This is a genomic window from Nostoc sp. 'Peltigera membranacea cyanobiont' 210A (assembly GCF_002246015.1).
GTDB lineage: Bacteria > Cyanobacteriota > Cyanobacteriia > Cyanobacteriales > Nostocaceae > Nostoc.
Map to the genome: position 1 here is coordinate 528,951 of NZ_NOLJ01000006.1, position 16,446 is coordinate 545,396.

Annotated in this window: 15 protein-coding genes and 1 pseudogene; 13 read left to right on the forward strand and 3 right to left on the reverse strand. The window is 41.9% G+C overall.

Translation table 11 applies throughout. From position 1 onward, the window contains the following. Window positions 1-530 precede the first annotated feature (530 nt). Together CDG76_RS37510 and CDG76_RS21525 are read left to right on the forward strand one after the other, a co-directional pair. On the forward strand, window positions 531-1,127 hold the full coding sequence (locus CDG76_RS37510) for a WGxxGxxG-CTERM domain-containing protein (RefSeq protein ID WP_094350957.1): 597 nt from the start codon (window positions 531-533) through the stop codon (window positions 1,125-1,127). A gap of 231 nt (window positions 1,128-1,358) precedes the next feature. Continuing rightward, complete coding sequence (locus tag CDG76_RS21525) at window positions 1,359-2,336, forward strand: LysR family transcriptional regulator (protein ID WP_094350958.1); 978 nt, start codon at window positions 1,359-1,361, stop codon at window positions 2,334-2,336. On the opposite strand, the gene CDG76_RS21530 is transcribed toward CDG76_RS21525, so the two are convergent. Continuing rightward, window positions 2,304-3,128 (reverse strand): eCIS core domain-containing protein, encoded by an 825-nt coding sequence (locus CDG76_RS21530; RefSeq protein ID WP_223265319.1) that lies wholly within the window; start codon window positions 3,126-3,128, stop codon window positions 2,304-2,306. The genes CDG76_RS21525 and CDG76_RS21530 overlap by 33 nt on opposite strands. Before the next feature lie 462 nt (window positions 3,129-3,590). On the opposite strand from CDG76_RS21530, the pseudogene CDG76_RS21535 reads away from it, so the two are divergent. Beyond that, window positions 3,591-4,011: pseudogene (locus tag CDG76_RS21535) on the forward strand (XisH family protein). Next, window positions 3,999-4,334 carry a XisI protein gene (locus CDG76_RS21540; RefSeq protein ID WP_094350959.1) on the forward strand — a complete coding sequence of 112 codons (336 nt, stop codon included), beginning with the start codon at window positions 3,999-4,001 and terminating at the stop codon, window positions 4,332-4,334. The pseudogene CDG76_RS21535 and the gene CDG76_RS21540 overlap by 13 nt, the downstream one beginning before the upstream one ends. Before the next feature lie 48 nt (window positions 4,335-4,382). On the opposite strand, the gene CDG76_RS37515 is transcribed toward CDG76_RS21540, so the two are convergent. After that, complete coding sequence (locus tag CDG76_RS37515; protein WP_190240926.1) at window positions 4,383-4,520, reverse strand: hypothetical protein; 138 nt, start codon at window positions 4,518-4,520, stop codon at window positions 4,383-4,385. 80 nt (window positions 4,521-4,600) lie between these two features. Further along, window positions 4,601-6,178, reverse strand: a complete 1,578-nt coding sequence (locus tag CDG76_RS21550) for an eCIS core domain-containing protein (protein WP_223265320.1) — start codon at window positions 6,176-6,178, stop codon at window positions 4,601-4,603. Between the two features lie 194 nt (window positions 6,179-6,372). Between CDG76_RS21550 and CDG76_RS21555 the strand changes: the two genes are divergently transcribed. The 9 genes from CDG76_RS21555 (at window position 6,373) to CDG76_RS21595 (ending at window position 16,401) form a co-directional block, all read left to right on the forward strand. Further along, complete coding sequence (locus CDG76_RS21555; RefSeq protein ID WP_094350960.1) at window positions 6,373-6,612, forward strand: hypothetical protein; 240 nt, start codon at window positions 6,373-6,375, stop codon at window positions 6,610-6,612. Then, window positions 6,612-7,136, forward strand: coding sequence for a phage tail protein (locus CDG76_RS21560; protein ID WP_094350961.1), 525 nt, complete (start codon window positions 6,612-6,614; stop codon window positions 7,134-7,136). Before CDG76_RS21555 ends, CDG76_RS21560 begins: the two co-directional genes overlap by 1 nt. Window positions 7,137-7,159: 23 nt before the next feature. Continuing rightward, the gene (locus CDG76_RS21565; RefSeq protein ID WP_094350962.1) at window positions 7,160-10,114 is read left to right on the forward strand and encodes a hypothetical protein; all 2,955 of its coding nucleotides are present in this window, start codon (window positions 7,160-7,162) and stop codon (window positions 10,112-10,114) included. A 37-nt stretch (window positions 10,115-10,151) separates the two neighbouring features. Then, window positions 10,152-10,715 (forward strand): CIS tube protein, encoded by a 564-nt coding sequence (locus CDG76_RS21570; RefSeq protein ID WP_094350963.1) that lies wholly within the window; start codon window positions 10,152-10,154, stop codon window positions 10,713-10,715. Between the two features lie 178 nt (window positions 10,716-10,893). After that, window positions 10,894-12,627 carry a VgrG-related protein gene (locus CDG76_RS21575; protein WP_094350964.1) on the forward strand — a complete coding sequence of 578 codons (1,734 nt, stop codon included), beginning with the start codon at window positions 10,894-10,896 and terminating at the stop codon, window positions 12,625-12,627. A 118-nt stretch (window positions 12,628-12,745) separates the two neighbouring features. Beyond that, on the forward strand, window positions 12,746-13,243 hold the full coding sequence (locus CDG76_RS21580; protein ID WP_094350965.1) for a PAAR domain-containing protein: 498 nt from the start codon (window positions 12,746-12,748) through the stop codon (window positions 13,241-13,243). 31 nt (window positions 13,244-13,274) lie between these two features. Then, entirely contained in the window at window positions 13,275-13,661 is a 387-nt protein-coding gene (locus tag CDG76_RS21585) for a four helix bundle protein (protein ID WP_094350966.1), read from the forward strand. Window positions 13,662-13,792: 131 nt separating this feature from the next. Next, the gene (locus tag CDG76_RS21590) at window positions 13,793-14,206 is read left to right on the forward strand and encodes a GPW/gp25 family protein (protein ID WP_094350967.1); all 414 of its coding nucleotides are present in this window, start codon (window positions 13,793-13,795) and stop codon (window positions 14,204-14,206) included. After that, window positions 14,203-16,401, forward strand: a complete 2,199-nt coding sequence (locus tag CDG76_RS21595; protein WP_094350968.1) for a putative baseplate assembly protein — start codon at window positions 14,203-14,205, stop codon at window positions 16,399-16,401. The genes CDG76_RS21590 and CDG76_RS21595 overlap by 4 nt, the downstream gene beginning before the upstream one ends. Window positions 16,402-16,446: the final 45 nt, after the last annotated feature.

Below are 16,446 nucleotides of genomic sequence, written 5' to 3' on the forward strand. Positions count from 1 at the left end.
AAGACACATCTGGAGTATGAAGTTATAAGTTCTCTGGTGAAATAATATTGTGAAGTATTCTTAATAGAATCTCAACTGCTAGCAGCATCTGGCTGTATAAAGTTTTTAGTTAAGTAGAAAGAAGTCCGGCGAAAAACTAACACTCATGCTATCTAACAGGAACAAAATAATTCACAATAAGTAATTAAATAAAAAAATGGCATGGATAGAATAAAATACAATACTTAGTTTCTATTTTTCTGAACAAGCCAATTTGTTCGTAGGTTCTTAATCCTGAAATAGTAATTACTGATTGTGAGTTATTTTGCTTAATGTGACGAATAGTAAGTTGTTGTGGTATTTTCAAATCCTTTCGACTTTTCCAGAAGAAGCTAAGTAAAATACTCCTTCAATCTATCCTTCAATCTATCTTGTCAGAATTTACCTAATTTAGCAGTGGATTGAAGAGACAACATTGCTTTTGTAAATCCAACATTGCTTTTGTAAATCAATTAACCACACAAATCTAGAACATAAAAGGAACCATAAGCATGAAGCCTTTCGATTTATCTAAAGCTGTTTTAGCTACTGTCTTTGCCATCAGTTTCGCTTCTGTATCCTTACCTCCTTCAGTTTCTGCCCAAAGTGGAGGTTCCGGTAGTGGAGGCTCCGGTAGCGGAAGCTCCGGTAGCGGAAGCTCCAGTGGTAGCACTGGAACAACAGGTACTGGGTCAGGCACTGGAACAACAGGCACTGGAACAACAGGTACTGGCACAACAGGCACTGGAACAACAGGTACTGGCACAACAGGCACTGGAACAACAGGTACTGGCACAACAGGCACTGGAACAACAGGTACTGATACCACAGGTACTGGCACAACAGGTACTGGCACAACAGGCACGGGCACTGATACCACAGGTACTGGAACAACAGGTACTGATACTACAGGCACGGGCACTGATGCCACAGGTACTAACAGGAATACAGGCGTCGTAACTTCCGAAAGACCTAGCGATCGCGGTTTCAATTTTGGTTGGCTAGGTTTGCTAGGTTTAGCTGGTTTAGCTGGACTAGCTCGTAATCGCGGAAAAGTCCGGGCTTATAGCGATCCTGATGAAGTAGCAGGTTCTCACTCCAGAAAATAGTATCCACCACACTTTAGGAGGGCACAAACGAAATTTGTGCCCTCTATTATTTTTTTTGGCGAAATTTACCGAAAAAATCGGTGCAAAGCGCATCATTCAAGACAAAGGCGGTCAAATCTGATTTACTTAAATGTCAATCAGAGAAAAAAAGATGTAACAAACTATACTAAATTGTGGATAAAAATCCGTTAACTTAATAAAACTGATAAATGTAATTCAGGCTACATAAAAATGCGCCTAGAGCAGTTGCAAGCCTTTCTAGCGATCGCCCAAACCGGCAGCTTTCAACAAGCAGCGCGAACATCTGGTGTTACCCAATCGACAATTAGTCGCCAAATCCAAGCATTAGAAGCAGATTTGGGGATAGAACTGTTTCACAGAAGCACTCATGCCAAGCTAACGCTAGGAGGTGAACGTTTGTTACCCCGCGTCCGTAAAATTTGCCAAGAGTGGCAGACTGCTACAGAAGAATTGGCTGATTTAATCGCCGGAAAGCAACCAGAACTTTGCGTTGCCGTGATTCACTCCCTATGTGGATCTTACTTACCACCAGTGTTGCAAAAATTTTGTCATGATTATCCAGATGTGCAATTGCGAGTGACTTCATTGGGGAGCGATCGCGCCCTCAAAGTCCTCAAAGATGGATTGGTAGATTTAGCAATTGTGATGAATAATCGCTTTTTAACCACCAGTAGAGAAATGGTGGTAGAAGTGCTTTATGATGAACCTATAGAAGTTTTAACCGCAGCCAATCATCCCCTGGCACAATATGAATTTATCCCTTGGTCGGAGCTAATTCGTTATCCCCAAGTGGTTTTTAAAGATGGTTATGGGATGCAACGCTTAATTCAAGATAGATTTGAGCGGATGGAAGCTACACTCAAGTCGGTTTTAGAGGTAAATACCCTAGATGCCTTTCGGGGAGTTGTGCGCCAAGGAGAACTGATAGCTTTGCTACCTCAATCAGCATTACTAGAAGCTCGTCTTGACCCTACCCTGGCGATTCGTTCTTTAGCCAGCAATAATACTAGTGGTTTAGCAGATGGTTCGAGTTTGACTCGTCGGGTAGTTATGGTGACAACTCAAGACCGTCTGCAAATTCCTCCCATCAAGCATTTTTGGCAACTAGTGCGGGAAAATATTCCACTGCAAATTGACCAGCAGCGATCGCCTTCGTCACCTGCCATTTTGTTGGACAACGTGAGTTAACTCATGGGCAAGTAATTCCTTTCCTCCATGACTCTCTGGAGCATATTCTCCCTGACGGAAGAAGATATCCTGCCCTGTAGTAAAAGCACGAGCTTGGATAGATTGGTTGAGCTGGTCAGAGCGGTTATCTGTGTGGATTTTGACACTGCTGAAGTCAGTCCCAAAAGCTTGCTCCATTGGTTGGCGGATATCGTCTGAGAGTGGCTGTCCACTTCCCCGTTCCTGTTGGATTGAAGTTTCCAGGTTAGATGTGGCTGCAACTCCACCACCCTGACGTTGCAGCGAAATATTGGTATCTGCCAGAGATTTCATTTGTAATTCTTCTTCTTCCTCTGGCAATGCTTCCCGTTGTAGCGAAATATTGTTATCCGCCAGAGATTTCATTTGTAATTCTTCTTCTTCTTCCTCTGGCAATGCTTCCCGTTGTAGTGAAATATTGGTATCTGCCAGAGATTTCATTTGTAATTCTTCTTCTTCCTCTGGTAATGCTTCTCGTTGCACAGACTGTTTACTAACAGGCTCACTCATCGTCTGCATCACCTGCTGTGCTACTTTATCAGCTTCCTGCTCGTAAACATCTCCTGGCTGGTTAACCGTGAGTTTTGTTTGGGGACGTAATGATATGCGACTAATGTCGTGCATTAGGGGTTTGTTAAGAGGTTGCACCAATGGAGCTGCTTGGGACGAAGCACGAGGGGAGTCTAAACCAAAACCACGTGTCGGTTGTTTGAGTGCAGGTATTGAGAAGGAAGCAGTGGTTGCTTTTTTGGGCTGACTTACGCGTTCTCTCATGTACTTCTCCTGATGCCCGATCAGTCGGTGGATAAATATCTATGCTAGTTGATATCTTTAATTAGAGTACAGCGATCGCACTTTTAATACAATTTATCGAAAGTCTAAATTTTCGGCAACCCCATTTTTATATCGGGTATAGTATCGGGCGATGTCTACGACGGGCTACGCCTACGCATTTCAAGAGGTGTAGGGTGGGCAAATTTTGATAATTTGACAATTTGATGTCCATTTACTCAACTTAAAAGAGATGCGATCGCTCGCACGTTTTCGCACTCTACAAGATTGGCGATGCCTGCGGCGGGCTGCGCCTACGCATTTTATCAACAATCATACATGGGCGATGTCTACGACGGGCTTTGCCTATGCAACACTATTCAGACAGTCGCTACAATAAAGCCGATACCTGCGGCGGGCTGCGCCTACGCACTAAAATGTTAAGTAAATCAGAAAACGTTAACAATGGCAGCTAAAGATAAATTTCATGCTGTAGTTAGAATTGCTTTAGAAAAGGAGCAGTGGAAGATAACCGATGATCCTCTGCGACTAGAAGTTGGCGGAACTAAGTTTGAAATAGATTTAGGTGCAGAGCAACTGTTAGCGGCAGAGCGGGGTGAAGAAAAAATTGCAGTTGAGATTAAAACGTTCCTGAGTGATTCACCACTAACAGATTATCACGCTGCGTTAGGACAGTTTTTGAATTATCGGCTTGCCTTAGAAATCAATCAGCGATCCAAATCGCATTCTTTATTTGGCAGTGCCTATAAGTGTTTATGAAGCTTTTTTCAAGCGGGAATTTGCCCAAATATCTGTAGAGAGATATCAGATTAAACAAATTATTTATGACCCAATTCAAGAGGTAATTGTACAATGGATACCCTAGAGTTTAATCGCCATATCATTCAGTCGTTATTGACGACTTATGCTGCTATCCCAATAGCGAATGGTCAGATTGATTGTTACACTGTTTTTGATATAAAACAAGACCATTACATGGTTATGAATGTGGGATGGGATGGTCATCGGCGAGTCTATGGTTGTGTTTTACATTTGGATATTAAACAAGGAAAAATTTCGATTGAGCAGAATATGACGGAAATGAGAGTGGCTCAAGAACTTGTAGAGCAAGGGGTTCCAAAAGATGATATTGTTCTAGGATTTCAATCTCCTCAAATGCGGGAATATACGGGCTATGGAGTTTTTTAACGACAACATCGCGATCGCACTAACGCACTGCACCAGATTCCAATTCTTCTAAATATCCCAAATACTGTTAAGCACTTCTGGAACTTCAATCATTCCCCAATTTTGCAGATAAACACCTTGCTGGATAAACCAATGAATAATTGAAAATTGCCAATTCTGTGGAGTCAGACATAATTGATGCCGCACAGGATTGTAATGAATATAATCGCAATGTTTGGCAAAATCTCTATCGTTCCGAATCAGATGTTCCCAAAATCACTGCTATATTATACGGTTTCTGCAACTTCTACAGCACTTTGTGCAGATTGCGTCAAATTTTGCAACCATTGCTGAGTAGTCTCTGCCTTCAAATCCCTAAAAGATGCTTCATCATTTGCCATATTTTGTCCTGGCTCCCTGTTAACCCCTAACCCTTGTGAGAAGGATGCTTTGGTTACTTCCAGAGTTCCTTTTATTCTACTTTCATTTCTAGGTAAAGGATTTGAGATGTCCAAATCTATACTTACTTGAGTTTCTGCATTTCTCAGAGTGATATGGGGAGTTGGCTCACTTTCAGCAGATATTCCTCCTGCCCATTCCAGAATAGAGTGTATCATGTATTGAGTACCTCCTGGAGAGCGCCAGTATATATTATCCGAAATCCATGCCCTTCCTTGAAAAACAACATTATCGAGTCTTTTTCGGAACCACAGTTTTCCCCCTCCAAAATATTCCGGTAGCCTGACAGAAAAATCATTTCTGACTCGCATAAATTCTGGTAATTTGTTCTCTTCAACTGGAGCGGTTTCAATAGGTATCTTTTTGTACATAGCTTTTTTTACTGTATCTAAATTTAGTCTCCCTCCCTTGTCATCATCAAAATGGCCTGTGTCATTCCAATACATAAGTCGCTTTGTATGGGCACCTCCAACTTCACCCAATGCATCTCTATTTTGATCAATGACGTTTAATACAGCGCTAATTTGCCGAGCCCGTTGTATTACTTGATGCTGTTGAACTGATGGTGATGGCGGTTGCAGGGTGTTAAAGAGGGATCGCTGCACCGCTCCCCCATTCTGCTGTACAACATGGGTCAACTCATGCGCCAACAACTCTTGACCGCCCCGACTTCCAGGATTATATTCACCCTGCCGAAAGAACACATCCTGTCCCGTGGTGAAAGCACGCGCCTGAATTGACCGATTCAACTGGTCAGATTGACCATCCGTGTGAACCTTCACCCCACTGAAATCTGCGCCAAACGCCTGTTCCATCGGTTCGCGGATGTTGTCTGCCATCACTTGTCCACCCCCCCGTGCTTGGTTGATGGACGCTTCCAAGTCTGGCGCAGCAGCCATCCCAGCCTCACCCTGACGCTGCACCATCGATTTCATCTGCAATTCTTCCTCATCCTCTGGCAATGCTTCTCGTTGCAGTGTGCTATTGTCCAGAGATTTCATCTGTAATTCTTCCTCATCCTCTGGCAATGCTTCTCGTTGCACCACTGGCGTGATGGAATTTGCCAGAGGTTTCATCTGCAATTCTTCCTCATCCTCTGGTAATGCTTCTCGTTGGATAGACTGGCGATTTACAGGTTGCGCCATTGTCTGCATTACCTGCTGTGCAACGCTATCAGCTTCCTGTTCGTAAATGTCTCCAGGCTGGCTAATTGATAGTTTTGCTTGGGTACGCAGTGGTATGCGACTGATATCGTGAGTAACTGGTTGATGGAGTGGTTCTATTTCAGGAACCGCTTGGCGTGAAATTGCTGACGACTCTAAACCAAAGCCGCGTGTCGGGTGTTTCAAGGATGGGATTGAGAAGCCTGTAGTAGTTTTTTTCTCTCGGCTGACGTGTTCTCTCATTTTCTTTTCCTGGTTGCCCAAGCAGTAGCTAGATGAATATTTTCCTGTTACTCACAATCTAGAGTACTGCGATCGCACTCACAACACAATTTGTCGAAAGTCTAAATTTAGGTAAAAACTTAAGTTCGACTTTTGGCTACTTTTGATTCTGATGCAGTACCTTTAGCCTGGATTTAGGGAGAGTTTTTTTATTTATGGATTCAAATCAGCAACAAAATTTTTTCACATTCGATGGAGATGTTGGCGGTGCTGCTGGATACGCCGGGGTTTCAGTGACTTCTAATGCTAGCAAGGCGGCTAAAACGGCAAGTAAATATCTCAACGACTCACTGCTGCTGAACGAACTCACAGAGCGCGTATATAAACTTTTACTAGAAGACCTGCGATCGCAGCGTGAAAGGCTAGGTAATTATAATTCTCAAAGGTGGTTGTGATGGCTACAGGCGCTAATAACGGCAACATTACTCACGAATTAAATTATGTTACTACTAATCGTTTCTATGTAGAAATAGACAGTTCTATTGCTGCATCTTTTGCGGAATGTACAGGATTAAGTATTCAAATTAAGAAAAATGTTTTTCAGGAAGGTGGTGTCAACGACCAACAAAGAATTTATTTAGGTCATACAGAATTTGCAGACATAACTCTTAAACGTGGAGTTACCGACCATCCAGGTTTTTGGAACTGGATGAATGCAGTTTTTGATGAACAAAAGAAAACATCTCGACGCAATGTCAATATTCTGATTTTCAATCAAGCTGGTGAAACGATGATGAGTTGGACTTTGATTGGTGCTATTCCTATAACCTGGAAAACACCTGCACTCCAAGCAGATGGTAAGGCTGTTGCCATTGAAGAATTAACTTTAGCTTATGAAGGCTTACAAGTTGCAAGGTCTACAGGAGGAGGCACTTCTGTACAACGGAATCAAAAAAGTGGATATTTCGTTTCTAGCTAATTGGCTATTTTTCAACGATAACTATGCAAATTATTCAATCTCCACTAGGAAACAATATTCATCCCCTTGGGGTAATATCATCTTTATCTACTTCTGATAGAATGATATTGAAAAAAAAGTCTCATTCTCTGCATTCACGAAGTAATTTTCTTAGTCCCATACAAACTAAACTACCATTAGTTACATCCTCTAAATTTTTCTTATCTCGTGAACATGAACCATCGATACAACCGTTAATAGGTTGGGATAGTTGGGACAATCAAGATATAAATAGTGATTTGCCATTACTTGAATCTGATTTTTTTGATTCAATAGCTCTACCCGAAAATAGTCATGTTAATACTAGTGAAATAGTAAAAGACAGTATTCCAGAGATACTGCCAAATCGGATTGATAAAAAAACGAGTGATGATACCTCGCAACAACTAAATATTAAAAGTAAATCTAAATCAAAAAAAATAAATAAATCTCAAAAGCCACTTGAGAAAAAATCAAAATCCAAATCTAAAAAAGCAGTCAAATCATCTGTGGCTAAGAATAGTGTTCAAAGCGATGTTAATATTAATAGTCATGAAAATAGCTTATTAACATCAGATGAACCTCTGTCTGTTGAGGCTAATTTGGAAATACCCACATTGCAACTAGATAATGCTGTCGTTGATAATTCTCTAGTTTTGCCGTCAGCGCTTACCTCACCCGATCTTGATGATGCACCTACTTTAACCCATCCTTTGGCGAATGATGAAAATACTGTAGGGGCGCATATTGCTGTACCTAATTCTGAGTCTTCAGTTGCAAAAAGCTTTATTGCAATACAACAAGAAATTGATTCCAATGTTTCAAGTGAATCTCCAGCGAGTATACCTGTTCAGTTAACACCTACCTCAGCCGATATTGAAGATGCACCTAGTTTATTCAGAAACTCTGATAATAATGAAGGGTTAGTAATTTCAGAGTCACAGTCTGCTATGGTGGTTAATGTCTCAGATATCTCAGCAAATCTGACTTCACTACAACGTGACAACTATCTTGAGAGTACTAATAGCGAGTTTACAGAAAGTCAGCCCATTTTAGTACCACCTGAGATTGTTGAAACACCAATAATTACTCCTACATCATCTGAAATTGGTGAAACTGCGATCGCACCACTTACCGCCATATCGCCTGAGATTGGTGAAATACCAACAATTAGCGCCATATCGCCTGAGATTGGTGAAACTGCGATCGCACCACTTACCGCCACATCATCTGAAATTGGTGAAATACCAACAATTAGTACAATATCGCCTGAAATTGGTGAAACTGCGATCGCACCACTTCTGGCTACATCACCTGAGATTGGTGAAACACCAATAATTACCGCCACATCACCTGAGATTGGTAAAACTGCGATCGCACCACTTTTCGCCACATCAATTGTTGAAACACCAATAATTACTCCGACATCATCTGAAATTGGTGAAACTGCGATCGCACCACTTTTCGCCACATCATCTGAGATTGTTGAAATACCAACAATTAGTACAATATCGCCTGAAATTGTTGAAACTGCGATCGCACCACTTACCGCCACATCATCTGAGATTGTTGAAATACCAACAATTAGTACAATATCGCCTGAGATTGGTGAAACTGCGATCGCGCCACTTACCGCCACATCATCTGAGATTGTTGAAATACCAACAATTAGTACAATATCGCCTGAGAATTTTGAAACTGCGATCGCACCACTTACCGCCACATCATCTGAGATTTCTGAAATACCAATAATTACTCCTACATCACCTGAGATTAGTGAAACTGCGATCGCACCACTTACCGCCATATCACCTGAGATTTCTGAAACACCAATAATTACCGCTACATCATCAGAGATTGGTGAAACTGCGAGTATTTTGAGGGAAATTATTGACAATGAACAAATAGTAGAATCAGAATTTCCCTGTGCGGTAACAAAAGAAGAACATCCTGAAATATCAACCTTTGTTGATACCTCAGATAATCTCACGTCCGCACAAAATGAGGTAAATACATTACCTCAAGTTGAGCAAAATGCGATCGCAGAAAATTTGCCAGCACCTAAAGGTTATGCTACTGGTGGTCATGTCATAGACTCCCACGTTGAAAATCGTCAGCAGATAGCACCCTCAGATACAGTACCTGCAATGCTTACGCCTGGGGAGTTTGTGATTAATACCAGGGATGCACAGAAGAATTTACCTCTACTACACCACATCAACACTGGTGGAATACCGCACGATATTATCCTTCCAAGTTTACAGACACCCAATCCTCAAGAACCAGAAGAAGAAACTTCTCCAGAGACTCCGACTAAAGTCGATTCTTTTTCACACACTTCATTACAACTAAAAAGCGCTGAGACTGATTCACCAGAGATATCCAATTCTTTACTTCCTTCTTCCTTGGGGTTGAATATTAGTAAACAGAAACTTTCTATTCTCAATTCTCCAGAGATTCATACCCTTCACAATGAAACAATTGATGTAGGTGAATCCTCACCCCAATACTCATCACCTCCCATGATTTTCCGAAAAGCAAATTCTACCACTAAGACATCTTCCCAATGGTCAAATACACCTTCTCAATGGTCAAGTGTGGAAGATTTACTAAATGGAAATGATGATGAATTCACTAGCTTTGATTTTAATGATGGAGAATCTAATAGCCAAAATTATGAATTTTCTCATGTTTCAGAATCACCACAAGTTTTTGCTAAACACCTTCTTTCAGCTAGAGGCTTTGCTAATGGTGGAGAAGTCACTCCACCCGACATATCTAGAGAAATAGCACCAGTAACTGAGACTATAGAGAGCGCATCTTCATTTTCTCAAGAAGATGATAAAGATGATACAGCCGATCTTGAAGCTCTAGCTCGTGAAGTTTATAGCAGATTACGACAACGGATAGAAATTGAGCGAGAACGTCATGGTGGTTCCTCTGGTAGATTACCTTGGTAAATTTGTATTCAATAATTAATTTTAGGAGAAGACTCAAATGGCAAGTCCAGCAATTATTGTTATTCAAAAACGTCAACCGCAACTTGAGAAAGCGAAACTTGTAGCTTATAACGGTGAAGCGCCAGATATTGAATTAATGTTTAATCCTACAGATATTAGTTTTGCTCGGACTGTTAAGTGGGAAAGTAAGGATGGTAATAGAGGAACTAATCTACTTCCGAAAGTAAACTTTTCTGGCGTTGAACCTTACAAATTTACACTCAAGCAGTTACTTTATGATACTTATGAAACGAAAGAGTCGGTAATGAAAAAATATATAGATACAATTAAGCTAGGTGTAGAAACTATCAGTAAAGCAACTGATAAACGACCACCTGTTTATATATTTACATGGGGAAATGAGTATTTTTATTGTGTAATTACGAGTTTAACCTATACTTTAAATATGTTTTTGAGTGATGGTACACCAGTCAGGGCACTGGTAGATATAGCCTTGCAAGAAGTAGATAAGAATAACCTTCCTGGAGGACGTAAATCTGCTTCTACAGGCAACGCTCGTCAGACAGATCAAAAGGGGCAAAAACTGAGTAAGACAAAATAAGTAATACCAATTTGAAAAGAGAATGCGACAATATACCATTTGTAGAGACGCGATTCATCGCGTCTTTAGCCAAGGATGTGTTGCAATCATTAATTGAATAGGTATAAAGTGACAAATTAGTATTTACTTTCTCATTAAAATCTACTCTGAACATTTCATAAGTTATAAAGTAATAATTATGCCTCCTAAAAAAAGCCTTTATTTAAGCGAACCTCAAATAGAGATAGATGGGAAACAGGCTTCTCCTGAATTAATGAAGGATTTGTTGCAAATCACAATCGAAGAAAGCCTTCATTTACCAGCAATGTTTACGCTAGTAATCCATAACAGCTATATTCCCGCATCTGACCGACCAGAAAACAAAGCTTGGCGACATGAGCCTTTATTTAAAATTGGGAAAAAAGTGAAGTTAGGTTTTACTTCGAGTACTACTCTAGATAATAACTTTCAAGAGGAGGTAGGAGAATTCCTTATTGAAGGCGAAATTACAGCGATGGAAGTTCACTTCAATGAAAAATCTGAAGCTGATATCATTGTTCGCGGTTATGATATTTCTCATCGTCTGCACAGAGGTCGTTATAATCGTTCCTTTTTAAATAAAACTGATAGCGATATAGTCAAGCAAATAGTTAAAGAAGTAGGCATAAAGCCTGGAAATATAGAGCCAACCGGTGAAGTTCATAAGTATGTCTTCCAAGAGAATCAAACTAATATGGAGTTTTTGCGAGAAAGGGCTGCTCGCATTGGTTTTGAGTTATTTATTACCGAGGAAAAACTAAATTTTTGCAAACCAAAAACTCAGGGAGCTTTATCACTCAAATGGCTAGTTGATATTAATAAATTTAGTACCCGTGTTACTAGTGCTGAACAGATAAGTTCTGTAGAAGTACGCGCCTGGGACTATACCCAGAAACAATTGATTAGTGGAACAGCTAAGAAAGAAAAGCCAATAACCGAGACAGGTAATCAGCTAGGAAGTAGTACTAGTAATGCATTTTCTAATCTTAAATCTCCCAAAATGATTGTTGTAGATAAACCTGTTGCCAGCAAAAAACAAGCAGAGACGATGGCTCAGGCTTTGTGTGATGAACTAGGAGGAGAATTTGTTTATGCTGATGCCAAAGCAGAAGGGAATCCTGAGATTCGTCCTGGACGGGTTATTAATCTTCAGGGTATGGGCGATCGCTATAGTGGTAAGTATTATGTTACAGAAACCCGCCATTTCTTCAGTCAGCGCGTTTATGAAACTTATTTCAGCGTGCGGGGACTACGTTCTGGTAGCTTATTCACAACTCTATCTCCAGAAAAACGTCTCCAGCCATCTGAGACTTTATTAGTAGGAATTGTGACTGATAACAAAGACCCACAGGCATGGGGTAGGGTGAAGGTTAAGTTTCCCACGCTCACAGAAGAACATACAAGTGACTGGGCGAGAGTTGTAGCTGTGGGAGCAGGCCCAAATAGAGGTTTTGACTGTTTACCAGAGGTAAACGATGAAGTTTTAGTAGGTTTTGAACATGGCGATATCCACCGTCCTTATGTAATTGGCGGGGTATGGAATGGCAAGGATGCACCACCGGAAAAGGTAAGGGATTCAGTTACAAGTGGTGTAAGATTACGCACCATTAAAACTCGTGTAGGTCATACTCTACAGTTTGTTGAAGAGGATAAAGGAAGTAGTAAAACAGGTATTCGCGTAGAAACTAAAGATGGTCATAAAATATATCTCAATGATAGTCAAAGGTGTATAGAGATTGAAACTAAAGGCGGTCATAGAATCAAAATGGACGACATGGGTAAATCTGTTTCAGTGAAATCAACAGGTAATATGTCATTAGATGCTGCTGGCAATATCGACATTTCAGCCAAGGGCGTGATTACAGTTAAAGGTGCGATGATTCGCCTTAATTAATTTTCTATGTTTTTTCTCAGCGCTCTCTGTGCCTCTGTGGTTTAAAAGTAATTTATCTAACCACAGAGACGCAGAGAACACAGAGGCAAGAGATTAAAGACACTATTAGGAGGTTGTCGTGGGTAGACCAGCAGCAAGAATTACCGACAATGTGGCGCACCCCTTACCCCCAGTCTTGACAGGAGGGCCGGGTAGTCCCAATGTGTTGATTGGGTCTTTACCTGCGTGGCGGGGTGTGCTTGCAGCAGCAGTACCAGGTTTGCTGTCCGCCAAAACATCTTCTGATATAGCTATCAAAGCGGCTGAGGCTGCTACTTTAGCGGCGGCTGGTACGCCAGGGGCACCTGCTGCCTTAGCTGCCGAACAAACTACAAAGGCAACATCAGCTGCTACTATGGGTAGTGCGATCGCTGCTGCTGCTGCTGGTGCTGATATTCATAATTGCGCCACACCTTTACCCTTACCTCCTCACGGGCCTGGGGTTGTGATTGACGGTAGTCAGACAGTGCTGATTAACAATCTACCCGCCTCTCGCATGGGCGACACTATTATAGAAGCATTGGGGCCACCGAATAAAATTATCAAAGGTAATCCCACTGTTTTGATTGGCGGCTGATTGAAGAGGCAGGGGGCAGGGGGCAGGGGGAATGGAAAAAGAACCAATTAAAAGTCATGAAGACTTGGAAGTATACAAAATGGCATTTGATACAGCCATGAAAATATTTGAACTATCCAAGAAGTTTCCTGTAGAAGAGAGATATTCGTTGACCGACCAAATTCGTAGATCGTCACGTTCTGTATGTGCAAATCTGGCGGAAGCATGGAGAAAACGTCGATATGAAGCTGCTTTTGTAGCTAAGTTAAATGATTCGGAAGCAGAGGCAGCAGAGACTCAGACTTGGTTGAAATTTGCTGTCAAGTGTAGTTATTTAGATGTTGATACAGATAGAGAACTTTATGGAAATTACAACCGAGTTTTAGGCATTCTAGTAATCATAATCAACAATCCATCTCCCTGGCTCATAAAACGCTAATTATCCATCATCTCCCTGCCCCCTGCCCCCTGCCCCCTGCCTCTTCATCCTCGACCTTTGGAGAATAGGCTTAAACCTTCTGTGCCGATATCTTTGAAGATATCCATGTAACAGCTGTCTAAGTGCCAGATATGGTTTACGGTCGTCAACGAGCCTATTTGGGAACAGGTTGGGCTTATCCACTGCATTTAAGTGTGCAAGGTGGGATACAACTTAGCCGTGAAGATCAAAAAGTTAAAGAATCTATTTGGATTATCCTGCGCACGGGAGTAGGTGAACGGGTTTATCGACCTACCTTTGGTTCGCGCTTGTCGGAACTGGCGTTTGCACCTTTAAATAGCGATACCCTACTGCGAATCCGTCTTTATGTTTTGGAAGCTTTAGAAGTTTGGGAACCACGCATTACTATTGATGAAGTTGTTACCGACCCTGACCCTGTGCGTGGCAGAGTGGACATCATCATCAATTATCGACTCAAAGACGGCCCCGATATTTATAGTTTTGTTTATCCTTATTATTTGGTGTCAGCTGGAGAGGAATCGTGAACTTTGACTTTCTACCGAAATTACCTTCTTCCAACTTAGACGATCGCGCCTTTGATGATTTGGTGCAAGAATGTATCATGCGTATTCCTCGCTACTGTCCAGAATGGACTGACCACAATCTCAGCGACCCAGGAATTACGCTCATTGAGTTATTTGCTTGGTTAACTGACCAGATGTTGCTCAGATTCAACCAAGTACCCCGAAAAAATTATGTTGCTTTTTTAGAATTACTAGGTATTCGTCTCCAGCCTCCCGCCCCAGCCCGTACAGAATTAACTTTTTATTTAAGCGCTGCACTACCCGAAGCCTACACGATTCCCGCCGGATTAGAAGCCTCAACTATTCGCACTGAGACTACAGAAGCTATTACCTTCAGCACAGATTCTCCTCTAATTATCGGCAAACCCCGCATCCAACATTTCTTAACTGCCCAAACTACCGAAGATATTCCCCAATCTCTGCGCGAAAGAGTCACAACTTCCTGGACTCGTCAATCTAACGGTTACTGGACAGGTAATGAACAACCGATATTTGAAGAGGAACCCCAACCTGGTAATTGCTTTTATTTAGCAATTAATTCTGACGATCCAATAGATGCTAATGTTTTAGAAATTATTTTCCAAGGGGCTGCGGCTACTCCTGCTGGGATTAACCCCAATCAACCACCCCGGAAGTGGGAAGCCTGGGATGGGGAAAATTGGCAATCAGTTTTATTGCAAGAATCAGATGATAAAACTCGCGGCTTCAGTTTTTATGAAATCGCCCAACAGGGTGAAAACCCCTCTCAAGGTGCAGAAGTACGTCTGCATTTACCTCAAATTTGGCCTGTGGCTAATTTTACCTCTTACCGAGGTCGTTGGTTGCGCTGTAGCTTTATTTCTACGGAAGCGAATGAAACTGGTTACAATCGTCCGCCACGAATTATTGGTTTAGCAGTGCGTTCAATTGGCGGTACTGTTAGGGCTAGCCATAGTACGCTGATTCAAGACGAGCGATTGGGAATTAGTGATGGTACACCCGGTCAAAGTTTCCAGTTACAAACAGCACCAATTTTAGAACGCCGAGAAAATGAGTATATTTTAGTTACTCCTGCTGGTGGTTTGCCGCAAAAGTGGACTGAGGTGAGAGATTTTGCTGATTCTGGGCCGCATAACTTCCATTACACCATCGATTCCATCACTGGTTCAATCCAATTCGGGCCGCTGATTCGGGAACCTAGCCAACTTAAACAGCAAACACAGGTGCGAACGCGAATTCAGCAACCATCACTAGATGACACATCTGTACAAGTTCTGGAAAATAACCAGTCTGAACACCAATATGGGGCGATTCCTCCCCGTGGCTCAGAGATTAGGATGGTTACTTATCGTACAGGCGGCGGTAGAGAAGGGAATGTTCAAACTGGGGCAATTCAGTTTTTGAAGTCTGCATATCCTTATGTTGCTAGTGTGGTCAATCGTGTACCAGCAATCAATGGAGCAGATGCCGAATCGCTGGAACAAGCTGTGATGAAGGCTCCCCGCATCCTCCGCACGCGCGATCGCGCCGTCACTGCCGAAGATTTTGAAGTTTTAACTCAACAAGCGGGTGCAGGTGCGATCGCCCGCGTCCGGTGTTTGCCAGCAAATTCTCAAAGACAAGCTGGTATAGTTAGTTTGCTGGTAGTTCCATTCGCAAATACAGATGCGATCGCTCAAGGTAATGGCATGACACCAGAAGAATTTGCCCTTAGTAATGCCCTGCAAGAGCAAATTTTGACTTACTTAGATGAAAGACGCTTATTAGGGGTACAAGTAGAGTTACAAGAACCGAATTACGTAGGTGTTTCGGTACAGACAGAAGTTGCTTTAGAGCCAGCATACAACAATCCTTTTGCCAGCGAAGAAATTCGTCGTAATTTAAGGCGATCGCTATATAAATATTTAAATCCCTTAACTGGAGGAATCGACGGAAAAGGTTGGCCATTTGGACGACCAGTTTATACATCAGATATTGTCGCATTACTGCAACAAACCCCAGGCGTGCGTCATTTAGGCCCCGTCTTGCTGTTTCCCATCCGCAAGCAAGGAGAAAATTGGCGACGACAACCATCCCCAGAACAATTGATCGATCCAGGATCGGAAGGTTTGATATGTTCTTGGGCTGATACAAATCTGCGTTCAAATCACGACATCCAAATAATTCGTAATTCGTAATACTTCTCTACAAGAGGCTGCGCCAACGGCTACGCGGTAGTTGAG